Source organism: Corynebacterium freneyi (assembly GCF_030408835.1).
GTDB lineage: Bacteria > Actinomycetota > Actinomycetes > Mycobacteriales > Mycobacteriaceae > Corynebacterium > Corynebacterium freneyi.
Map to the genome: position 1 here is coordinate 2,517,377 of NZ_CP047357.1, position 16,322 is coordinate 2,533,698.

The 16,322-nt window shown below is 69.3% G+C and carries 14 protein-coding genes; 5 read left to right on the forward strand and 9 right to left on the reverse strand.

Annotation, left to right across the window (positions count from 1 at the left end; all coding sequences use genetic code 11):
* Positions 1 to 39: 39 nt before the first annotated feature.
* Positions 40 to 1,191 carry a hydrogenase formation protein HypD gene (gene hypD, locus CFREN_RS11285; RefSeq protein WP_209651942.1) on the reverse strand — a complete coding sequence of 384 codons (1,152 nt, stop codon included), beginning with the start codon at positions 1,189 to 1,191 and terminating at the stop codon, positions 40 to 42.
* A 12-nt stretch (positions 1,192 to 1,203) separates the two neighbouring features.
* On the reverse strand, positions 1,204 to 1,473 hold the full coding sequence (locus tag CFREN_RS11290; protein ID WP_035120572.1) for a HypC/HybG/HupF family hydrogenase formation chaperone: 270 nt from the start codon (positions 1,471 to 1,473) through the stop codon (positions 1,204 to 1,206).
* Positions 1,474 to 1,734: 261 nt separating this feature from the next.
* On the opposite strand from CFREN_RS11290, the gene CFREN_RS11295 reads away from it, so the two are divergent.
* Positions 1,735 to 2,400 carry a superoxide dismutase family protein gene (locus tag CFREN_RS11295; protein ID WP_209651940.1) on the forward strand — a complete coding sequence of 222 codons (666 nt, stop codon included), beginning with the start codon at positions 1,735 to 1,737 and terminating at the stop codon, positions 2,398 to 2,400.
* A 48-nt stretch (positions 2,401 to 2,448) separates the two neighbouring features.
* On the opposite strand, the gene purB is transcribed toward CFREN_RS11295, so the two are convergent.
* Together purB and CFREN_RS11305 are read right to left on the reverse strand one after the other, a co-directional pair.
* A complete protein-coding gene (gene purB, locus CFREN_RS11300; protein ID WP_035120549.1) occupies positions 2,449 to 3,879 on the reverse strand; it encodes an adenylosuccinate lyase in 1,431 nt (476 codons plus the stop codon).
* Positions 3,880 to 3,937: 58 nt separating this feature from the next.
* Entirely contained in the window at positions 3,938 to 5,329 is a 1,392-nt protein-coding gene (locus CFREN_RS11305) for an O-acetylhomoserine aminocarboxypropyltransferase/cysteine synthase family protein (RefSeq protein ID WP_209651938.1), read from the reverse strand.
* A gap of 135 nt (positions 5,330 to 5,464) precedes the next feature.
* Here CFREN_RS11305 and CFREN_RS11310 point away from each other — a divergent pair, with 135 nt between their 5' ends.
* The gene (locus CFREN_RS11310) at positions 5,465 to 6,481 is read left to right on the forward strand and encodes an isopenicillin N synthase family dioxygenase (protein WP_209651936.1); all 1,017 of its coding nucleotides are present in this window, start codon (positions 5,465 to 5,467) and stop codon (positions 6,479 to 6,481) included.
* A gap of 18 nt (positions 6,482 to 6,499) precedes the next feature.
* On the opposite strand, the gene CFREN_RS11315 is transcribed toward CFREN_RS11310, so the two are convergent.
* The 4 genes from CFREN_RS11315 to purD form a co-directional block, all read right to left on the reverse strand.
* Positions 6,500 to 7,180 (reverse strand): potassium channel family protein, encoded by a 681-nt coding sequence (locus CFREN_RS11315; RefSeq protein ID WP_246580228.1) that lies wholly within the window; start codon positions 7,178 to 7,180, stop codon positions 6,500 to 6,502.
* A gap of 46 nt (positions 7,181 to 7,226) precedes the next feature.
* On the reverse strand, positions 7,227 to 8,606 hold the full coding sequence (locus tag CFREN_RS11320) for a TrkH family potassium uptake protein (protein ID WP_246580229.1): 1,380 nt from the start codon (positions 8,604 to 8,606) through the stop codon (positions 7,227 to 7,229).
* A gap of 33 nt (positions 8,607 to 8,639) precedes the next feature.
* Positions 8,640 to 9,824, reverse strand: a complete 1,185-nt coding sequence (locus tag CFREN_RS11325) for a pyridoxal phosphate-dependent aminotransferase (RefSeq protein WP_209651934.1) — start codon at positions 9,822 to 9,824, stop codon at positions 8,640 to 8,642.
* Positions 9,825 to 9,923: 99 nt separating this feature from the next.
* On the reverse strand, positions 9,924 to 11,210 hold the full coding sequence (gene purD, locus CFREN_RS11330; protein WP_209651932.1) for a phosphoribosylamine--glycine ligase: 1,287 nt from the start codon (positions 11,208 to 11,210) through the stop codon (positions 9,924 to 9,926).
* Positions 11,211 to 12,050: 840 nt separating this feature from the next.
* Between purD and CFREN_RS11335 the strand changes: the two genes are divergently transcribed.
* From CFREN_RS11335 to CFREN_RS11345, 3 genes are read left to right on the forward strand one after another with little or no spacing between them, the layout of a single operon-like run.
* Entirely contained in the window at positions 12,051 to 12,461 is a 411-nt protein-coding gene (locus tag CFREN_RS11335) for an HIT family protein (RefSeq protein ID WP_209651929.1), read from the forward strand.
* Entirely contained in the window at positions 12,461 to 13,636 is a 1,176-nt protein-coding gene (locus CFREN_RS11340; RefSeq protein WP_224370517.1) for an esterase/lipase family protein, read from the forward strand. Before CFREN_RS11335 ends, CFREN_RS11340 begins: the two co-directional genes overlap by 1 nt.
* Positions 13,633 to 14,421, forward strand: coding sequence for an alpha/beta hydrolase (locus CFREN_RS11345; RefSeq protein WP_209651927.1), 789 nt, complete (start codon positions 13,633 to 13,635; stop codon positions 14,419 to 14,421). The genes CFREN_RS11340 and CFREN_RS11345 overlap by 4 nt, the downstream gene beginning before the upstream one ends.
* A 33-nt stretch (positions 14,422 to 14,454) precedes the next feature.
* Here the strand turns inward: CFREN_RS11345 and CFREN_RS11350 are convergent, their stop codons facing one another.
* Positions 14,455 to 16,194 (reverse strand): pyruvate dehydrogenase, encoded by a 1,740-nt coding sequence (locus CFREN_RS11350; RefSeq protein ID WP_209651925.1) that lies wholly within the window; start codon positions 16,192 to 16,194, stop codon positions 14,455 to 14,457.
* Positions 16,195 to 16,322: the final 128 nt, after the last annotated feature.

Sequence of the window (16,322 nt, forward strand, 5' to 3'; positions counted from 1 at the left end):
GCGGTGTCGGGCCGGGTCAGCCGGCTCAGTCGTGCCGGGTCAGTTCGGACGGGAGCCCAGCTCGACGGTGACCTTCCGGTCGATGCGGCCGAAGTTGTAATACGCCGCGCAGGCGCCCTCGGGCGAGACCATGCACGTGCCGATCGGCGTGTCCGGGGTGCATGCCGTGCCGAACACCCGACATTCCCACGGCTTGATCCGGCCGGTGAGCACCGACCCGCATTCGCAGGCCACGGGATCCGGGATCAGCGCACCGGGGACGGTGAACCGCTTCTCCGCGTCCCACTGGGCGTACTCGTCGGCGATGCCCAGGCCGGAGTCGTCGAGCCACCCCAGGCCGCGCCATTCGAAGCGGTCGCGGACGGTGAAGACCCGATCCAGCAGAGCCTCCGCGGCGGGATTGCCCTCGGCCCGGACGACGCGCGCGTACTGGTTGCCCACCGTCGCCTTGCCGGCGGCGACGTCGCCGGAAACGAACTGTTCCAGGAGCATCGCCGCCGCCTGCAGGATGTCGAGCGGTTCGAAGCCGGCGACGACGCACGGCATGCCGAACTCGTCCGGCAGGAAATCGAACGCCTTCGTACCCACGACCGTGGCCACGTGGCCGGGGCCGATGAACCCGTCGACCTCCGTTTCCCCGCCGTCGACGATCGCCCGCAGCGGAGGTTCGATGGTGACGTGGTTGGAGAACACCGAAAAATTCGGCACCGCTTTACGACGGGCCGCCTCCAGCGTCACCGCCGTGGACGGCGCGGTCGTCTCGAACCCCACGGCGAAGAACACGACGTGCTTGTCCGGGTTTTCCTGCGCCAACTTCAACGCGTCCAACGGCGAATACACGAAACGGACGTCTGCGCCCCGCGCGCGGGCGTCGAGAAGCGAACCATCCGACCCCGGCACCCGCATCATGTCGCCGAACGTGGCCAGGATGACGTCGTCCTGGGCGGCGAGCCACAGCGCATCGTCGACGCGGCCCATCGGGATCACGCACACCGGACACCCGGGGCCGTGGACCAGCTCGATGTTCTCCGGCAGGAGGTTCTCCAGGCCATAGCGGTAAATGGTGTGCGTATGGCCGCCGCAGACCTCCATCAAGGCGATGGGGGCCTCCAGCTTCGCGGCATTGGCCTCGATGGCCCGCAGCAGCTTCTTCGCCGCCGCCGGGTCACGGAATTCGTCGACGTACTTCATCTGCTCCCCCGCTCATTCGATCCGGCTGGTGGTGAACGAATCGACTTCGTCGGCGAGCACGTCCCCGCCGAGCCTCTCGATCTGCGTCAACGTCAACGCCGCCTCTTCCTCGTCGATCTTGCTCAACGCGAAACCGACGTGCACCAGCACCCAATCCCCCACGGCGAGCGCTTCGTCGAGAAGCAGATCCGTGGCGATCATCCGTTCGACGCCGCTGATGGCCACCTTCGCCCGGGAAGGGTCCGGGATATCGACGATCTGGGCGGGAATGCCGAGGCACATGACGTTCTCCACGTTCTTCTACGGAGGCGTTGTCGTTCTCTGCGGAGGCGCCGTCGACGGGGACGATCCCGACCCCGCCTGGCAAAGACGCATCCAGGTTACGGATCCGACCTTACAACCTCCCCCGGATCGCAAGCCGAATGCTCGGCCCACGCACGACGGTGGTGAACATGGGTAACATGCCATGTCACGGGTCACACCGACTGACCGGCCTTCGACGCGGCGCACCGCCGATCGATTCCCGACACGACAGGAGAGACCATGCGACACCGCACCACCCGCCTCACCGCAGCGACGCTCGGCGCCGCCGCCCTGACGCTCGGCCTCGCGGCCTGCGCGGACGACGACGGCGGAACCACGGCAGCCACCACCGACGCGTCGCCGACCGGCTCGTCCGCGGCCGCCGACGACGAAGCCTTCGCGACGGCCACCCTCAAAAACCCCGACGGCGCCGAAGCTGGCACGGTCACCTTCGCCGAGGACGGCGAGCGCGTCACCGTCACCGTGGAGGTCGGCGACCTCGAACCCGGATTCCGCGGCTTCCACATCCACGCCACGGGCCTGTGCGAGCCGAACAGCCAGTCCCCCGACGGCGAGAAGACCGGCGACTTCCTCTCCGCGGGCGGCCATCTGACCGGCGACGCCGACGCCGAGGGCCACGGCAACCCGGATGGCGGAGTCGGCCATGCCGGCGACCTGCCCTCGCTGCTGGTCGGCGAGGACGGCACCGCGTCGATGACGTTCACCACCGACAGACTGACCAAGGACCTGCTTCTCGACGACGACGGTTCGGCCGTCATGGTCCACTCCAAGGCGGACAACTACGCCAACATCCCCGAGCGATACGCCGAGGATGGCCCGGACGCCGACACCTTGAAGACCGGCGACGCCGGCGACCGCGCGCTGTGCGGAGTGATCGAGGAGTAGCCGAGCCGCAGAGCCCGGACTACCCCGGAGCCCGGACCGGTGCCCGGCCTAGAGGATGTCGCCCGGCGTGTAGGCGGCGGCCTCCGGGTACTTGTCGACGAGCGCGTTGACCCGCGCGACGACCCGGTCGACCTGGGACTCCGCGGCGCCGATGAACGCGTGACGGTCGGCGAGGGCGGCGCGCAGGCCCTCCTCGTCCAGCGGGATGCGGTCATCGGCGGCCAGACGCTCGACCAGCGACTGCTCGGCGCCCTTCTCGCGCATGTCCAGCGCGGAACCGACGGCGTGTTCCTTGATGACCTCGTGGGCCTCCTCGCGGCCGACGCCCGCGCGCACGCAGGCCATGAGGACCTTGGTGGACGCCAGGAACGGCAGGTAGCGCTCCAACTCGCGGTCGATCATGGCCGGGAAGGCGCCGAACTCGTCGAGGACGGTGAGGAACGTCTCGAACATGCCGTCCATCGCGAAAAACGCGTCCGGCAACGCGACGCGGCGGACCACGGAGCAGGACACGTCGCCCTCGTTCCACTGGTTGCCGGCCAGCTCCGACAGCATGGTCATGTAGCCGCGCAGGATCACCTGGAAACCGCCGACGCGCTCGCAGGAGCGGGCGTTCATCTTGTGCGGCATCGCCGACGAGCCGACCTGGCCCTCCTTGAAGCCCTCGGTGACGATCTCGTTGCCGGCCATCAGGCGAATGGTCGTGGCCAGCGACGACGGGCCGGCGCCGAGCTCGACCAGCGCGGACAGGGCGTCGAAGTCGAGGGTGCGCGGGTAGACCTGGCCGACCGAGTCGAAGACGCGGGTGAAGCCCAGGCCCTCGGCGATCTCCGCCTCCAGCGACGCCAGCGCGGACTCGTCGCCGTCGAGCAGATCCAGCATGTCCTGCGCGGTGCCCATCGGGCCCTTGATGCCGCGCAGCGGGTACCGGTCGATGAGGTCCTCGATGCGCTCGATGCCCAGCAGCATCTCGTCGGCGGCGGAGGCGAAGCGCTTGCCCAGCGTCGTCGCCTGCGCGGCGACGTTGTGCGACCGGCCGGCCATGACCAGCGACTGGTAGGCCGCGGCCTTTTCCGCGGTGCGGGCGACGACGGCGACGGCCTTGTCGCGCACCGCACGCAGCGACTGCAGGATCTGCAGCTGCTCGACGTTTTCCGTCAGGTCGCGGCTGGTCATGCCCTTGTGAATGTGCTCCGTGCCCGCCAGGTCGCAGAACTCCTCGATGCGGGCCTTGACGTCATGGCGCGTGATGCGCTCGCGTCGGGCGATGGAATCGAGGTCCACCTGGTCGATGACTGCCTCGTACTTCTCGATGGTGCCCTCCGGCACCTCGATGCCGCGCGCCGCCTGCGCCTTCAGCACGGCGAGCCACAGCCGCCGCTCCAGGATGATCTTGTGCTCGGGGCTCCACAGTTCCGCGAGTTCCGCGGACGCGTAGCGGTTTGCCAGGACGTTTGCGATCTTCTTCTTGTTGGCCACGCACCCAAGTATTCCATGACGGGCGGATCGCCCGGTTCCGGCTCACCCCGCCCCCGGCTCACCCTCTCCCGGTGTGCCGCTCCGCCAGGGTTCGGAACCCGCGGTCGAGGTCGTCGATGAGATCGGCGACGTCCTCGAGGCCTATGGACAGCCGGATGGTCGAATCCGTGATGCCGGCGGCGGCATTGGCCTCCGGCGTCCCCTGCCGATGCGTGGTCGAGTTCGGGTGCACGACCAGCGAACGCACGTCGCCGACGTTGACCAGGTTGCTGAACAACCGCAACGCGTCGATGAAGGCCCAGGCGTCTTCGCGGCCGCCGTCGATGTCAAAGGAGAACACCGAACCGGCGCCGTCCAGCCCCAGCCTTTCCTTCACCGGATGCCATGGCGACCCGGGCAGTCCCGCATGGTTCACCTTCACCACCTCGGGACGCCCGGCGAGGTACCTCGCAATGGCTGCGGCGGAGTCGTTGTGGCGGGCGACCCGAAGATCGAGGGTGTCCAGCCCCTGCGCCAACTGCCAAGCCGCCTGCGCCGACTGGCACCCGCCGGTGTCGCGCAGGACACCGGTGCGGGCTCGGATGGCGAACGCCTCCGGCCCGAAGGCCTCCGTGAACACCAGACCGTGGTACGTCGGATCGGGCTCGGACAGCGTGGGAAACACCGGTCTGCCGTCGCGTCGCACGTTCCAATCGAACGTGCCCCCGTCGGTCAATGCGCCGCCGACGTACGAGGAGTTGCCGGTGAGGAACTTGGTGGTCGAGTTGACGACGATGTCCGCGCCCAGCTCGATCGGCCGCACGAGCGCGGGCGTGGCGAACGTGTTGTCGACGATCAGGGGAACCCCATGTGCGTGGGCGGCGTCGGCCACCGCCGGAATGTCCAGGATGTCGGCCAGCGGGTTGCCGATGGTCTCGCCGAAGAACGCTACGGTCTCCGGCTCCGCGGCCGCCGACCAGCTGCCCGGGTCGTCCGGATCGTCGACGAACGTGGTCCGCACCCCGAATCTCGCCAATGTGGAGGTCAGCAGCGTAACGGTTCCTCCGTACAGCCGCGGAGATGCGACGACGTGGGACCCCGCCGCCGTCAGCGTGACCAGGGCGGCGTGGATGGCCGCCATGCCTGAGGAGAACAGCACCGTGTGTACGCCGCCTTCCAGGGAGGTGATCCGCTTTTCCACCGCCTCCACCGTGGGATTCGTCGTGCGGCTATAGGTGTATCCGACCTCGGCCAGGTCAAACAGGGCCGCGCCCGTGCGGGAGTCCGGGAAGACGAAGGACGCCGATTGGTGGATCGGCAGGCCACGGGCGTGCGCGTCCGAGTCCACGACATGCCCGACGTGGATCTGCCGCGTGGCAAAGCCCCACGCTCCCGGTTCGGAATTGTCGTAGTTCGTCGACGACGCGGGCCGAGCGACGTCGACGGCAGGGGAAACGCTGTTCGTGTTCATGGCGGGATCATGACACACATACAGACAGAGCGGTCTAGTTTGTTTCATGGCGAACGGAACGGTTCCCCGTTCCGCTCCGCCGGGCCAGAGTGGGCTGTGACCCAAAAGACGAAAGCGAAAGGACGAGCACTTCCCATGAACGCCACGACGACCACGACCACCGCCGCCGATACCGATGCTTTGCCGGTAGTCGACCTGTCCCGCGCCGGCGAACCCGGTTTCCGCGACCACCTACTCCGCGCCGCGCACGAGGTGGGATTCTTCTACCTCACCGGAACGGGGATCCCGCAGGAGACCTTCGACGAGCTCTTCGCCCTCGCCGAGGAATTCTTCGCGCTGCCCGACGACGCGAAGAAGAAAGTGGAGAACCTGGCCAGCCCCCACTTCCGCGGCTGGGCCCGCCACGGTGGCGAGTACACCAACGGAGAGATCGACTGGCGCGAACAGATCGACATCGGCATCGACCGCGATCCCATCCCCGTGGAGGACATCCGCCACGACTACGAAATCCTCATCGGGCCGAACCTCTGGCCGGAGGAACTCCCCCGCTTCCGCGAGGCGATCATCACGTACCGCGAGCGACTCCACGACGTCGCCCGCTCCCTGCTCCACGAGTGGCTGGCGGCCCTCGGGCAGGATCCCGGCGCCCTCGACGACGCCTTCGCCGACCCCGACACGCTGATCAAGGTGATTCGCTACCCCGGCCGCTCGGAGGACGAGGGCCGCCAGGGCGTCGGCGCGCACAAGGACTCCGGCATCCTCACTCTCCTGTTGCTGGCGCCGGGCAGCACGGGACTGCAGGTGAAAACGGACTCCGGTTGGCGCGACGTGCCGCCGCGCGAGGGCAGCCTGGTGGTCAACATCGGCGAGATGCTGGAGCTGGTCACCGACGGATACCTCAAGGCCACGGTCCATCGCGTGCTGTCGCCGGAGCCGGGTACCACGCGCCTGAGCATCCCCCTGTTCTTCAACCCGAATTACTCCGCCACCCTCGAGCGCCTGCCCCTGCCCGCCGAACTGGCCCGCGAGGCGACGGGGTACCGCAGCACCGACGATGACGTGCTGCACCGGACCTACGGGAAGAACACCCTGAAGTTCCGGGTGCGCTCCCACCCCGACGTCACGGCGAAGCACCACCCTCACCTGCTCTGAGCGGGTGTCCGCCGCCTCTCACCTCCGCGCGGCGAACTTCTCCAGTTCGTCGACGGGCCCGGCGGCGATGACGAGGTCACCGGCCCGGAGCACGTCATCTGCGATGGCCCGTCGGAAAGCCTCGCCGCGCGGGCGGATGGCCAGGATCTGCACCGGGGAATCGCCGCGGGCGTTGACCTCGCCGACGCGGTGGTCGAGCACGGACACCGGTGGCGCGATCTTCGCCACGGCGAAGCCCCGCTCGAATTCGGCGTACTCCTGCACCTTGCCGCCCATGAGGTGGGCCACGCGCCGCCCCATGTCCGACTCGGGTCGGATGACGTGGTGCACGCCGATCTGGCCGAGGATCTTCGCGTGCGCCTGGTTGTCCGCCTTCGCCCAGACGCTGGGCACGCCCATGTCCACGACCGCCGAGGCGGTGAGCACCGACGCCTCGATGTTGGATCCGATGGCGATGACCACGCGCCCCGCGTCCGCGACCCCCAGTTGGCGCAGCGCCTCGGGGTTGGTGGTGTCGGCGGTGACCACGTGGTCGAAGGTGGTCGCGCATTCCTGCACGACCCGGGGGTCGGCGTCGACGCACAGCACTTCGACGCCGCCGTCGACGAGTTCTTCGCCGAGGGCCTGGCCGAAGCGGCCCAGGCCGAGGATCACGACGAGTCCCGAGCCCGGCTCGGAGCGGTGTCCGTGGTGGGACACGGATTCGGCGGTTTCGTCTGCCGCGCGGTGTCCGCGGCGGAATGCGTTAGCCAATGAAGGGACTCTCTTCCGGGAAGTCGTACAGGCGGTCGCGGCTGCGGGCGGCCAGCGCGGTGGCCAGCGCCAACGGGCCGACGCGCCCGGCGAACATGAGCGGGATCAGGATGAGTTGGGCCGCCACCGGCAGTTGAGCGGTGATGCCGGTGGACAACCCGACGGTGGCGAATGCGCTGACCACCTCGAACAGGATCTGGTCGGAGGTGAATTGCGGCGCGAGGATCAGCAGCGCCATCGTCGCGGCGACGACCAGGGTCAGGCCGGCGGTCAGCACGGCCAGGGATTGCCTGACGACGCGTCCGTTCAGGCGTCGGCCGTGCGAAACCACGGAGGGGTCGCCCCGCACTTCTGCGATGATCGCCGCGATGAGCACCGCCGTGGTGGTGATCTTCACTCCGCCGGTGGTGCCGCCGGAGCCGCCGCCGATGAACATGAGGATGTCCGTGCCCAGCAGCGTCGCCGGGCTGAAGTCCGCGTAGTCGACGGCGTTGAAGCCTGCGGTGCGGGGGCTGACCCCGGCGAAGAACGCGTTGAGCAGCCGGACCGGCCAGGAGCCCAGATGGCCCAGCGCCCCGTTCCATTCGCCCAGCGCCACGAGCGCCGTGCCGGCGGGCACGAGGATCGCGATGCCGATGAGCGTGAACCGGGCGGTCAGGCTCCAGCGTCGGCGCGGACGGCCGTCGATGCGGGCGCGGAACCGGCGGGCTATCTCCAGCAGCACGGGGAAGCCGAAACCGCCGATCATCAGCGCGAACGCCAGCGGCAGCAGGATCCACGCGTCGGCGGCGAAACCGATGACGTTGTCCGTGTACAGCGCGAATCCGGCGTTGTTGAACCCGGAGATGGCGTGGAAGACGCCCTCCCACGCCGCACGCCCCCAGCCGTAGCCGTACCCGACGTGGAAACGCACCGTGAGCACAGCCATCACCAGCGTTTCGACGAGCAACGTGAACAGCACGGTCGCCCGTACCACCCACGCGACTTCGCCGAGGTCGATGCCGCGGCCCTCCGCAGTCGCGCCCAGTCGGCGCCGAAGTCCCAGACGCCCGGCGGTGAGCAGGGCGAGCAGGGACGCCATCGTCATGAAGCCGAGGCCGCCCAGCTGGATCAGCGCCATGATGGTCACCTGCCCGGCGGCCGACCAATGCGTCGCGGTGTCCACCGTGATCAGGCCCGTCAAGCACGTCGCCGACGTGGCGGTGAACAGTGCGTCGGACAAGGGTGTCGATGCGCCGGACGCCGACGACCAGGGCGCGGCCAACAGGGCCGTGCCGACCACGATGACCCCGAGGAAACCCAGGGCCACCGCCATGGTGGGGCGCAGGTGCCTGCGGCGCCGCCCCACGCTCAACGTGATGCTCACCGCGATGACGTTAGACCCGTCGCGGACGCAAGGGAAGAGCTATTTTCCGTTGAATTCGCCGATGCGCCGACAGGCCTCGGCCATATCCTCCGTCGATCCGGCGAAGCACAGCCGCACCCACCGGTGGCCGGACACGGTGTCGAAGTCGACGCCCGGCGCGACGGCGACTCCGGTGGCGTCGAGAAGCCCCCTCGCCCAGGTCAACGAATCATCGGTGAGGTGCGAGACGTCGGCGTAGATGTAGAAACCCCCGTCCGGCGGGGCGAACGTGCCCAACCCGGCGTCGGGAAGCCGCTCGATGAGCAGTTCGCGGTTGGCGGCGTAGCGGCGCACATGCCCGTCGAGCTCGGCGATGGACTCCGGGTGGAACGCCTCGATGGCCGCGACCTGCGACACCGCGGGCGGGCACACCGTCAGGTTCGCCGCCAGCCGGTCGCAGGGGCCGCGCAGCCATTCGGGGATGATCAACCAGCCGACGCGCCACCCCGTCATGGAGTGGTACTTGCTCACCGACCCCACGACGACGGCGGCGTCGCTGAACTCCCGGGCGCTGACGCATTCGCGGCCGTAGGAAATGCCGTGGTAGATCTCGTCGCTGACCAGCAGGACGTCGTTTTCCTCGCACCAGCGGGCGATGCGTCCGAGCTCGTCGGCGTCGATGATGGTGCCGGTCGGGTTGTCGGGGCTGGTCACGATCACCGCCCGCGGCGTCCGCTCCAGCCCTTCGAGCAGTTCGACGGTGAGCTGGAACCGCGTCTCCGGCCCGCAGTCGATCTCCACGACGTTGGCGCCCAACGCCTTGAGCGTGTTCCGGTACGCCGGGTACCCCGGCCGCGCCAGGACGATGCCGTCGCCGGGATCCAGCGCCGCCAGGAACAACGTCACGAACCCACCGGACGAGCCCGTCGTGACCACCACGTCCTCCGGCTCCACCGCCCGGTACGTCCGCGCTCCGTCGGCTCCCCCGCGCGCGGCCATCCGCCGGTTGTGGTCATCGGCGATCGCGCGCTTCAACTCCGGAATGCCGGTCGCCTCGGTGTACCCGAGAATCTGCGACCCCACCGCCGACTGCACCGCCTCCAGCGCCCGCCGCGGCGCGGGCGTCGACGGCTGCCCCGCGCACAGGAACAGCGCGTCGCCATGCGTCCGTTGCCTTTCCTGCGCCGCCGCCAACACATCCATCACGTGGAACGGGGCTACGTCGGACCGCTTCGAAGGCATCATGACCCCAGCTTATCGCTGCATGACGCCGCCCCCGTCCCCAGGTTGCACGACCCGGAGGCGGGGGCGTCGTCAAGCAAAAAACGGCGCGGGCGCCGACCGTCACTCCGGAATGGTGATGCGACCCTCCACCGCAGGCAGCGCAATGTCGGTACGGTAGTGCGAACCCTCCAGCTCAAGGGTCGGCAGCACAGCGTAGGCGCGCTCGCGGGCCTCCTCCAGCGTCGCGCCGACGCCGACGACGTTGAGCACCCGACCACCCGACGACACCAGGTTGCCCTCCTCGTCGCGGGCCGTGCCGGCATGGAGCACGCCCTCGGCCTCGCGGCCCGGCTCGGCGCCGCCGATGACGTCGCCCGTGCGGGTGTCCTGCGGGTAGCCCTTGGCCGCCAGCACCACCGTCAGCGCGTAGCCGTCGCGCCACTCCAGCTCCGGCTGCTCCGCCAGCGTGCCCGTCGCCGCCGCGTACAGCACCTGGGCCAACGGCGACTCGAGCAGCGCCAGCACCGCCTGCGTCTCCGGATCACCGAAACGGCAGTTGAACTCCACCACCGACGGGCCGTCCGCACCCCACGCCAGCCCCGCGTACAGCAGACCCTGGAACGGGCAACCCCGGGCGACCATCTCCTTGGCCACCGGCACGCACACCTCATCGACGATGCGCTGCACGCCGTCGTCCGGCAGCCAATCCAGCGGGGCGTAGGCGCCCATGCCGCCGGTGTTCGGACCCTCGTCGTTGTTTCCGACGCGCTTGTGGTCCTGCGCCGGCTGCAACGGCACCACCGTCTCACCGTCGACCAGGCAGAAGAGGCTGACCTCCGGGCCGTCGAGGAAGGACTCCAGCAGCACCGGGTTGCCCGCGGCGAGGACGTCGACGGCGTGGGCGCGCGCGGCGGCGCGATCCGGCGTGACCACCACGCCCTTGCCCGCGGCCAGACCATCGTCCTTGACCACCCACGTCGGGCCGAAACGGTCGATGGCGGCGTCGATGTCGGCGTCGGACGCGCCCGGCTGAATGGCCTCCGCATGGGCGGTCTTCACGCCCGCCGCGGCCATGACGTCCTTGGCGAACGCCTTCGACCCCTCGATGCGGGCGGCATCCTTGTTCGGGCCGAACACCGGGTATCCCTTCTCCCGCAGCGCATCGGCCACGCCCGCCACCAGCGGAACCTCCGGGCCGATCACCACCAGATCCGGGTCGATCTCATCCGCCAACGCGGCGCACGCGGCCGGGTCGTCGACCTGCACCGGATGCATCGTGGCCAACTGGGACATGCCGGCATTGCCCGGCGCGACGTGCAGATCGGACTCGCCGACCTGCGGGTCCTTGCTCATGGCGTAAAGGAGGGCGTGCTCGCGGGCACCGGAACCGATAACGAGGATGCGCATGCCCGTGATTCTACGCACCAGGTCGCGGCCCACATTTCCGGCTCCCCCGCCGCCACCGGCCGCCCGCGCACTCCCCCCATGTGCCGCGGGCGGCCGCCCGTCGGGTGAGCGGCCCGGTTTTCGGCCATCCGGCGAGATTCCCCCATCATCTCCGGACGCCGACCGGGCGGTGTCCGCGACCGATCCCCGTCTTCGACCATCGCTCCCCCGGCGCATGGCCCATCGAGGAATCCGTCGCGCTTTCCCCTCCCGAAGCGCGGGTGCCCCACCCCCGGGTCACGCCCCGGCGGCGACGTGCGGTGGACGGTTCCCATCCGGTCACCGCCGTATGCCGCCGGGGCTTCTCGCACCCGCCGCGACCCTCTTACCTCGGTCGCCCCACTGGCTCACCCCGCGGACAATCTTGTCCGCACCGACTGATCGGCGCATGCGATCGACGGGGGCGATTACCCCCGCCACTCCGGTTCCGTCACGGTGGCGGCACGCATTCCACCTCAAGCACCCATCGCGCTAACCGATCGGCGCGATTCCCGCACGTCAATACCCCGCACTGCGACTTCATACTGCAGTTTTGCTGCAAAACAATTCACGGAGACACCCCCGAATTAGGTGTCCGGCACCGCCCGAATTCACACACGCCCCACCGGCCACCACGCACATACCGGGAAAGAAGGCCGCAAAGCCACGCAGACGGGCCGTCGTCACGCACAACGAAGCACCGCGAATGGGGCCGCGAAAAATACCCCCGCAGAACGAATTACACGGACGTGGTTCACCGCCGCCCGCGACCGGGCACGATTGCCCTGCACCCGCCCCGGGTTCGCCGCTACCCTGGGCGGCATGAGCACCGTCTTCACGAAGATCATCAACGGCGAACTGCCCGGACGTTTCGTCTACCGGGACGACAAAGTCGTCGCCTTCCTGACCATCGAGCCGGTCGCCTACGGCCACACCCTCGTCATCCCCGTCGAGGAAGTCGACAAGTGGACCGACGCCGACCCCGCCCTGTGGGCCCACATGAACGAGGTTGCGCAGAAGGTCGGCCAGGCCGTCGTCGAGGCGTTCGACGCCCCGCGCGCCGGCTACCTCATCGCCGGCTTCGAGGTCCCGCACGCGCACATCCACGTCTTCCCGGCCTCCGACATGAGCGGCTTCAACCTGGCCAACGTCAACCGCGACCCCGACCCCGCCAAAATGGACGAGGCCGCAGACAAGCTCCGCAACGCGCTGGGAACCACGGAACTGGCGTAATGGCCGACCAGAACCCGCAGGTCCCCTACGCCACGTACCGCACGCGGCGCGGGATTTTCGAGGATGATTGGCGGGCGACCGTGTCGCCGCAACGCCCGTGGCCGATCGTGCTGCTCCACGGCACCGGCCACGCCAAGGGGGTGTGGGAGGACCTCGGGGCAGAACTGCGCAAAGACGGTTGGGCGGTGTTCGCCCCCGACTACGGCTACCGGGCGACCGGGCCGCTGACGGAGTCGATGGACCAGCTCGCCGCGTACATCCGGCAGGTGCTGGCCGCCACGGGCGGGCGGCGCGCCATCATCGTCGGCCATTCGCAGGGCGGACTGCTGGCGACGCTGCTGTCGTTCCACCACCCGCAGATCACACGGCACGTCGTGTGCCTGGCCGCACCCAACCACGGCACTTCGCTCGGCGGCGTCGCATCCGGGCTGCTGAAGATCCCGGGCACGAAATCGCTGGTCAACAACTTCGTGCAGAGCTACTGGGGACAGTCCGGCCTCGAACAGCTGACGGGATCGCCGCTGCTGGAGGACATCGCGCAACGGGACGTGACCGCACCGGGCGTGACATACACGTGCCTCGCCAGCCGCACGGACCAGCTGATCAACCCGCCGTCGTCGTGCTTCCTCGACGACGGCGGGCAGGGAACGGTCGACAACATCTGGGTGCAGGACCGGTTCCCCCAGGCGGTGGTGCTCCACGAGCACGTGGCCACCGACCGCCGCGTGCGGGCGCTGGTGCGCGAACAGCTGCTGCTGCTGGTCAACGAGTCGTTCACGGGCGGCGCGTTCGTCGCCGATGGAAATGACGACGACGGCGACGGCGGCGCCGGGGCCAGCTCGGATGAGCGGGCCGATGCGATGCGCGAGGAGTTCGGCGGCGACGACTCAAACGACGGTGGCGGCGGACCGAACTTCGCGTCTCTGCTGTCGGCGCTGATGTACCGCGAGGGTTTCGCCGAATGGGCCGAACGGTCGGGCTTCGCGGAATGGGCCGAGCGGGCGGGCTGGTCGGGTCTGCAACAGCTGACCGAACCGAAGGGCACGGGCCCGAAGTTTTCGTGGAACTGGGGTGACGGCTCCGATTCCCGCGACGGCAGTGGCGAGGATGACGGCGACGCCGACGACGCCGCCGATGGCACCGCCGACGATCCGGACGACGCAGCCGACCGGTGAAGCCGCTGCTGCTGGCCTTCCCGCCGACGGGTTTCATCCCCGACGGCGTGCTCGACGTCTCGGCCGCATCCGCCGCCCCGCTCGCCGAGCCGCCGACCGCACCACCCGTCGTTTGCCTGCACGGGACGGTGGCCAACGGCGGCAATTGGGCGGCGTTGGCGCAGTTGTTGCTCGCACGGGGGCGTGTGGTGGTGACACCGACGTACGGCAATCGGGGCACGGCGCCGCTGGCGGACAATCGTGCGGAGGTCACCCGCATCGTCCGCCGCACCCTCGAGTTGACGGGTGCCGACCGGGTGGACCTGGTCGGGCACTCGCAGGGCGGACTGTTGGCGGGTCTGGTGGTCGCGGATGCGCTTGACGACGACGTCGTCCGCCGCGTCATCTGCCTGTCGGGGACTCACCGCGGGGTGCGCATGCCCCGTGGGGTGCCGATGTCGGCGATCTCGGCGACATTCGGGCCCGCGTTGGCCGATCAGGTCCGCCTTCGACGGCAGCTGCTCGCCGGGTCGGGGCTCCCCGAGGTCGCGCGGGCGGTCCGCGACCGCCTCAACGCAGACGGCGCCGCCGGCGGCACCGTTGGCGATGGTGCCCGGCTACCCCGGTGGTTCGACCTGGTCAGCGACGCCGACCACGTCGTGCCGCCCGACTGCGCGCTCACGCCCGACGAATACCCGGGCGCGACGACGATCCGTCTGGAGGACCGCCTCGGCCGCGGGGTGGCCCACCACCTGCAGCCCCACGACCGCGGCGTCGCCGGGCTGGTCGCGGAGCTGCTGGGCTGAGGTCGGCGCCCGCCCCTTTCGCCCCCTCCCCTTCTAAGGCCGGGGAATGTTGCGCAGGTTGGTGCGCGCGAGTTCGACCATCTTGCCCACGCCGCCGTCGAGGACGGTGCGCACGGAGGCCTTGGTGAACCCGGCGACCTGCTCGAGCGAAATCTCCGGCGGAATCGACAGGGCGTCGGCGTCGGTGACGACGTCGACGAGCACCGGCCCGTCGAATGCCAGGGCGTCGGCGAGCTGCTCGCGCAGGCGCGTCGGGTCGGTGATGCGCACCGACCGCATGCCCAATGCGGAGGCGACGGCCGCGTAGTCGACGTCGTCCTGGTCGGTGCCGAAGTCGGGCATGCCCTCGACGAGCATCTCCAACTTCACCATGCCCAGCGACGAGTTGTTGAACACGATGGTCTTCACCGGCAGGCCGTTGCGACGCACGGTGAGCAGTTCGCCGAGCAACATGGACAGGCCGCCGTCGCCGGACATCGAAATCACCTGGCGGTCGCGGTCCGGGCCCTGGGCGCCGATGGCGTGCGGCAGGGCGTTGGCCATGGTGCCGTGGCGCCACGAACCGAGCACCCGGCGGCGGCCATTGGGGGTGATGTAGCGGGCGGCCCACACGTTGCACATGCCGGTGTCGACGGTGAACACCGCGTCGTCGTCGGCGAGTTCGTCGAGCACGCGGGCGACGTACTCGGGGTGGATGGGGGTCTTGTCCTCGATGCCGCTGGTGTACGCCTCGATGACGTGCTCGAGCTGGCGTTCGTGGTGGCGGAGCATCTTCACCAGGAAGGAGTCGTCGGTTTTCTCGGCGACGAGCGGCAGCAGGGCGCGGACGGTTTCCCCGACGTCGCCGTGGACGGGGTGGGCGACGGTGGTGCGGCGGCCGAGGTTGGCGGCGTTGGCGTCGATCTGCGCGACGTTCTTCGTCGGCAGGAAGTCGGTGTAGGGGAAATCGGTGCCGATCATGATGAACAGGTCGGCGTCGTCCATCGCCTTCTGCAACCCGCCGTAACCCAGCAGGCCGGACATGCCCACGTCGTGGGGGTTGTCGTGCTGGATGATCTCCTTGCCGCCGAGCGAATGCCCGACGGGCGCGTTGAGGCGGCGGGCCAGCGCGAGCACGTCGTCGCGTGCGCCGGCGGCACCCGCGCCGACCATGAACGTCACCGTGTCGGCGTCGTTGATGGCCCGGGCCAGGTCGTCCACCTGGGCGGGGTCGGGCTTGACGACGCCTGCGGCCGGCACGATCGTCGACCCCAGGGCGGGCACGTCGACGGCGTCCTCGGCCGCCAGATCACCCGGCATGACCAGCACCGACACGCCATTTCCCGCCATCGTCGACTGGATCGCCCCGTGCAGGACCTTCGCGCCCTGCTCGGCCGAATTGACCATCTCGCAGTAGCCGGAGCACTCGCCGAAGATCTGCTCCGGGTGCGTCTCCTGGAAGAAGGAGGACCCGATCATCTGCGACGGGATGTGCGATGCGATCGCCAACACCTTGGCGCCGTTGCGGTGCGCGTCGTAAAGCCCCTGGATCAGGTGCGTGTTGCCGGGGCCGCACGACGCGGCGCACACCGCCAACCCACCCGTGATCAGCGACTCCGCACCCGCGGCGAACGCGGCGGACTCCTCGTTGTGGACGTGCACCCACTCGATGTCGTCGCTGCGGCGCACCGCGTCGACGACCGGGTTGAGGCTGTCGCCGACCAACCCGTAAATGCGCCGCACCCCCTGCGCCGCGAGGGTCTCCACCAGTTGACGTGCGTAGTTTCCGCTCATGCCGATCCGCCTTTCGCTCGTATCCACTGCACGGCACCGCATGATCCGGCCAATGGTGGTGACCGGCATTCATCGGTGTTCGCCACCGTACTCTCGACGGCGAATTCCCGCAGTGGGACGAAAGGCTG

Coding starts and splice junctions, on each gene's coding strand:
- hypD (WP_209651942.1), bottom strand. CDS start 1,191: ATGAAGTACGTCGACGAATTCCGTGACCCGGCGGCGGCGAAGAAGCTG.
- CFREN_RS11290 (WP_035120572.1), bottom strand. CDS start 1,473: ATGTGCCTCGGCATTCCCGCCCAGATCGTCGATATCCCGGACCCTTCC.
- CFREN_RS11295 (WP_209651940.1), top strand. CDS start 1,735: ATGCGACACCGCACCACCCGCCTCACCGCAGCGACGCTCGGCGCCGCC.
- CFREN_RS11305 (WP_209651938.1), bottom strand. CDS start 5,329: ATGAACACGAACAGCGTTTCCCCTGCCGTCGACGTCGCTCGGCCCGCG.
- CFREN_RS11310 (WP_209651936.1), top strand. CDS start 5,465: ATGAACGCCACGACGACCACGACCACCGCCGCCGATACCGATGCTTTG.
- CFREN_RS11325 (WP_209651934.1), bottom strand. CDS start 9,824: ATGATGCCTTCGAAGCGGTCCGACGTAGCCCCGTTCCACGTGATGGAT.
- purD (WP_209651932.1), bottom strand. CDS start 11,210: ATGCGCATCCTCGTTATCGGTTCCGGTGCCCGCGAGCACGCCCTCCTT.
- CFREN_RS11335 (WP_209651929.1), top strand. CDS start 12,051: ATGAGCACCGTCTTCACGAAGATCATCAACGGCGAACTGCCCGGACGT.
- CFREN_RS11340 (WP_224370517.1), top strand. CDS start 12,461: ATGGCCGACCAGAACCCGCAGGTCCCCTACGCCACGTACCGCACGCGG.
- CFREN_RS11350 (WP_209651925.1), bottom strand. CDS start 16,194: ATGAGCGGAAACTACGCACGTCAACTGGTGGAGACCCTCGCGGCGCAG.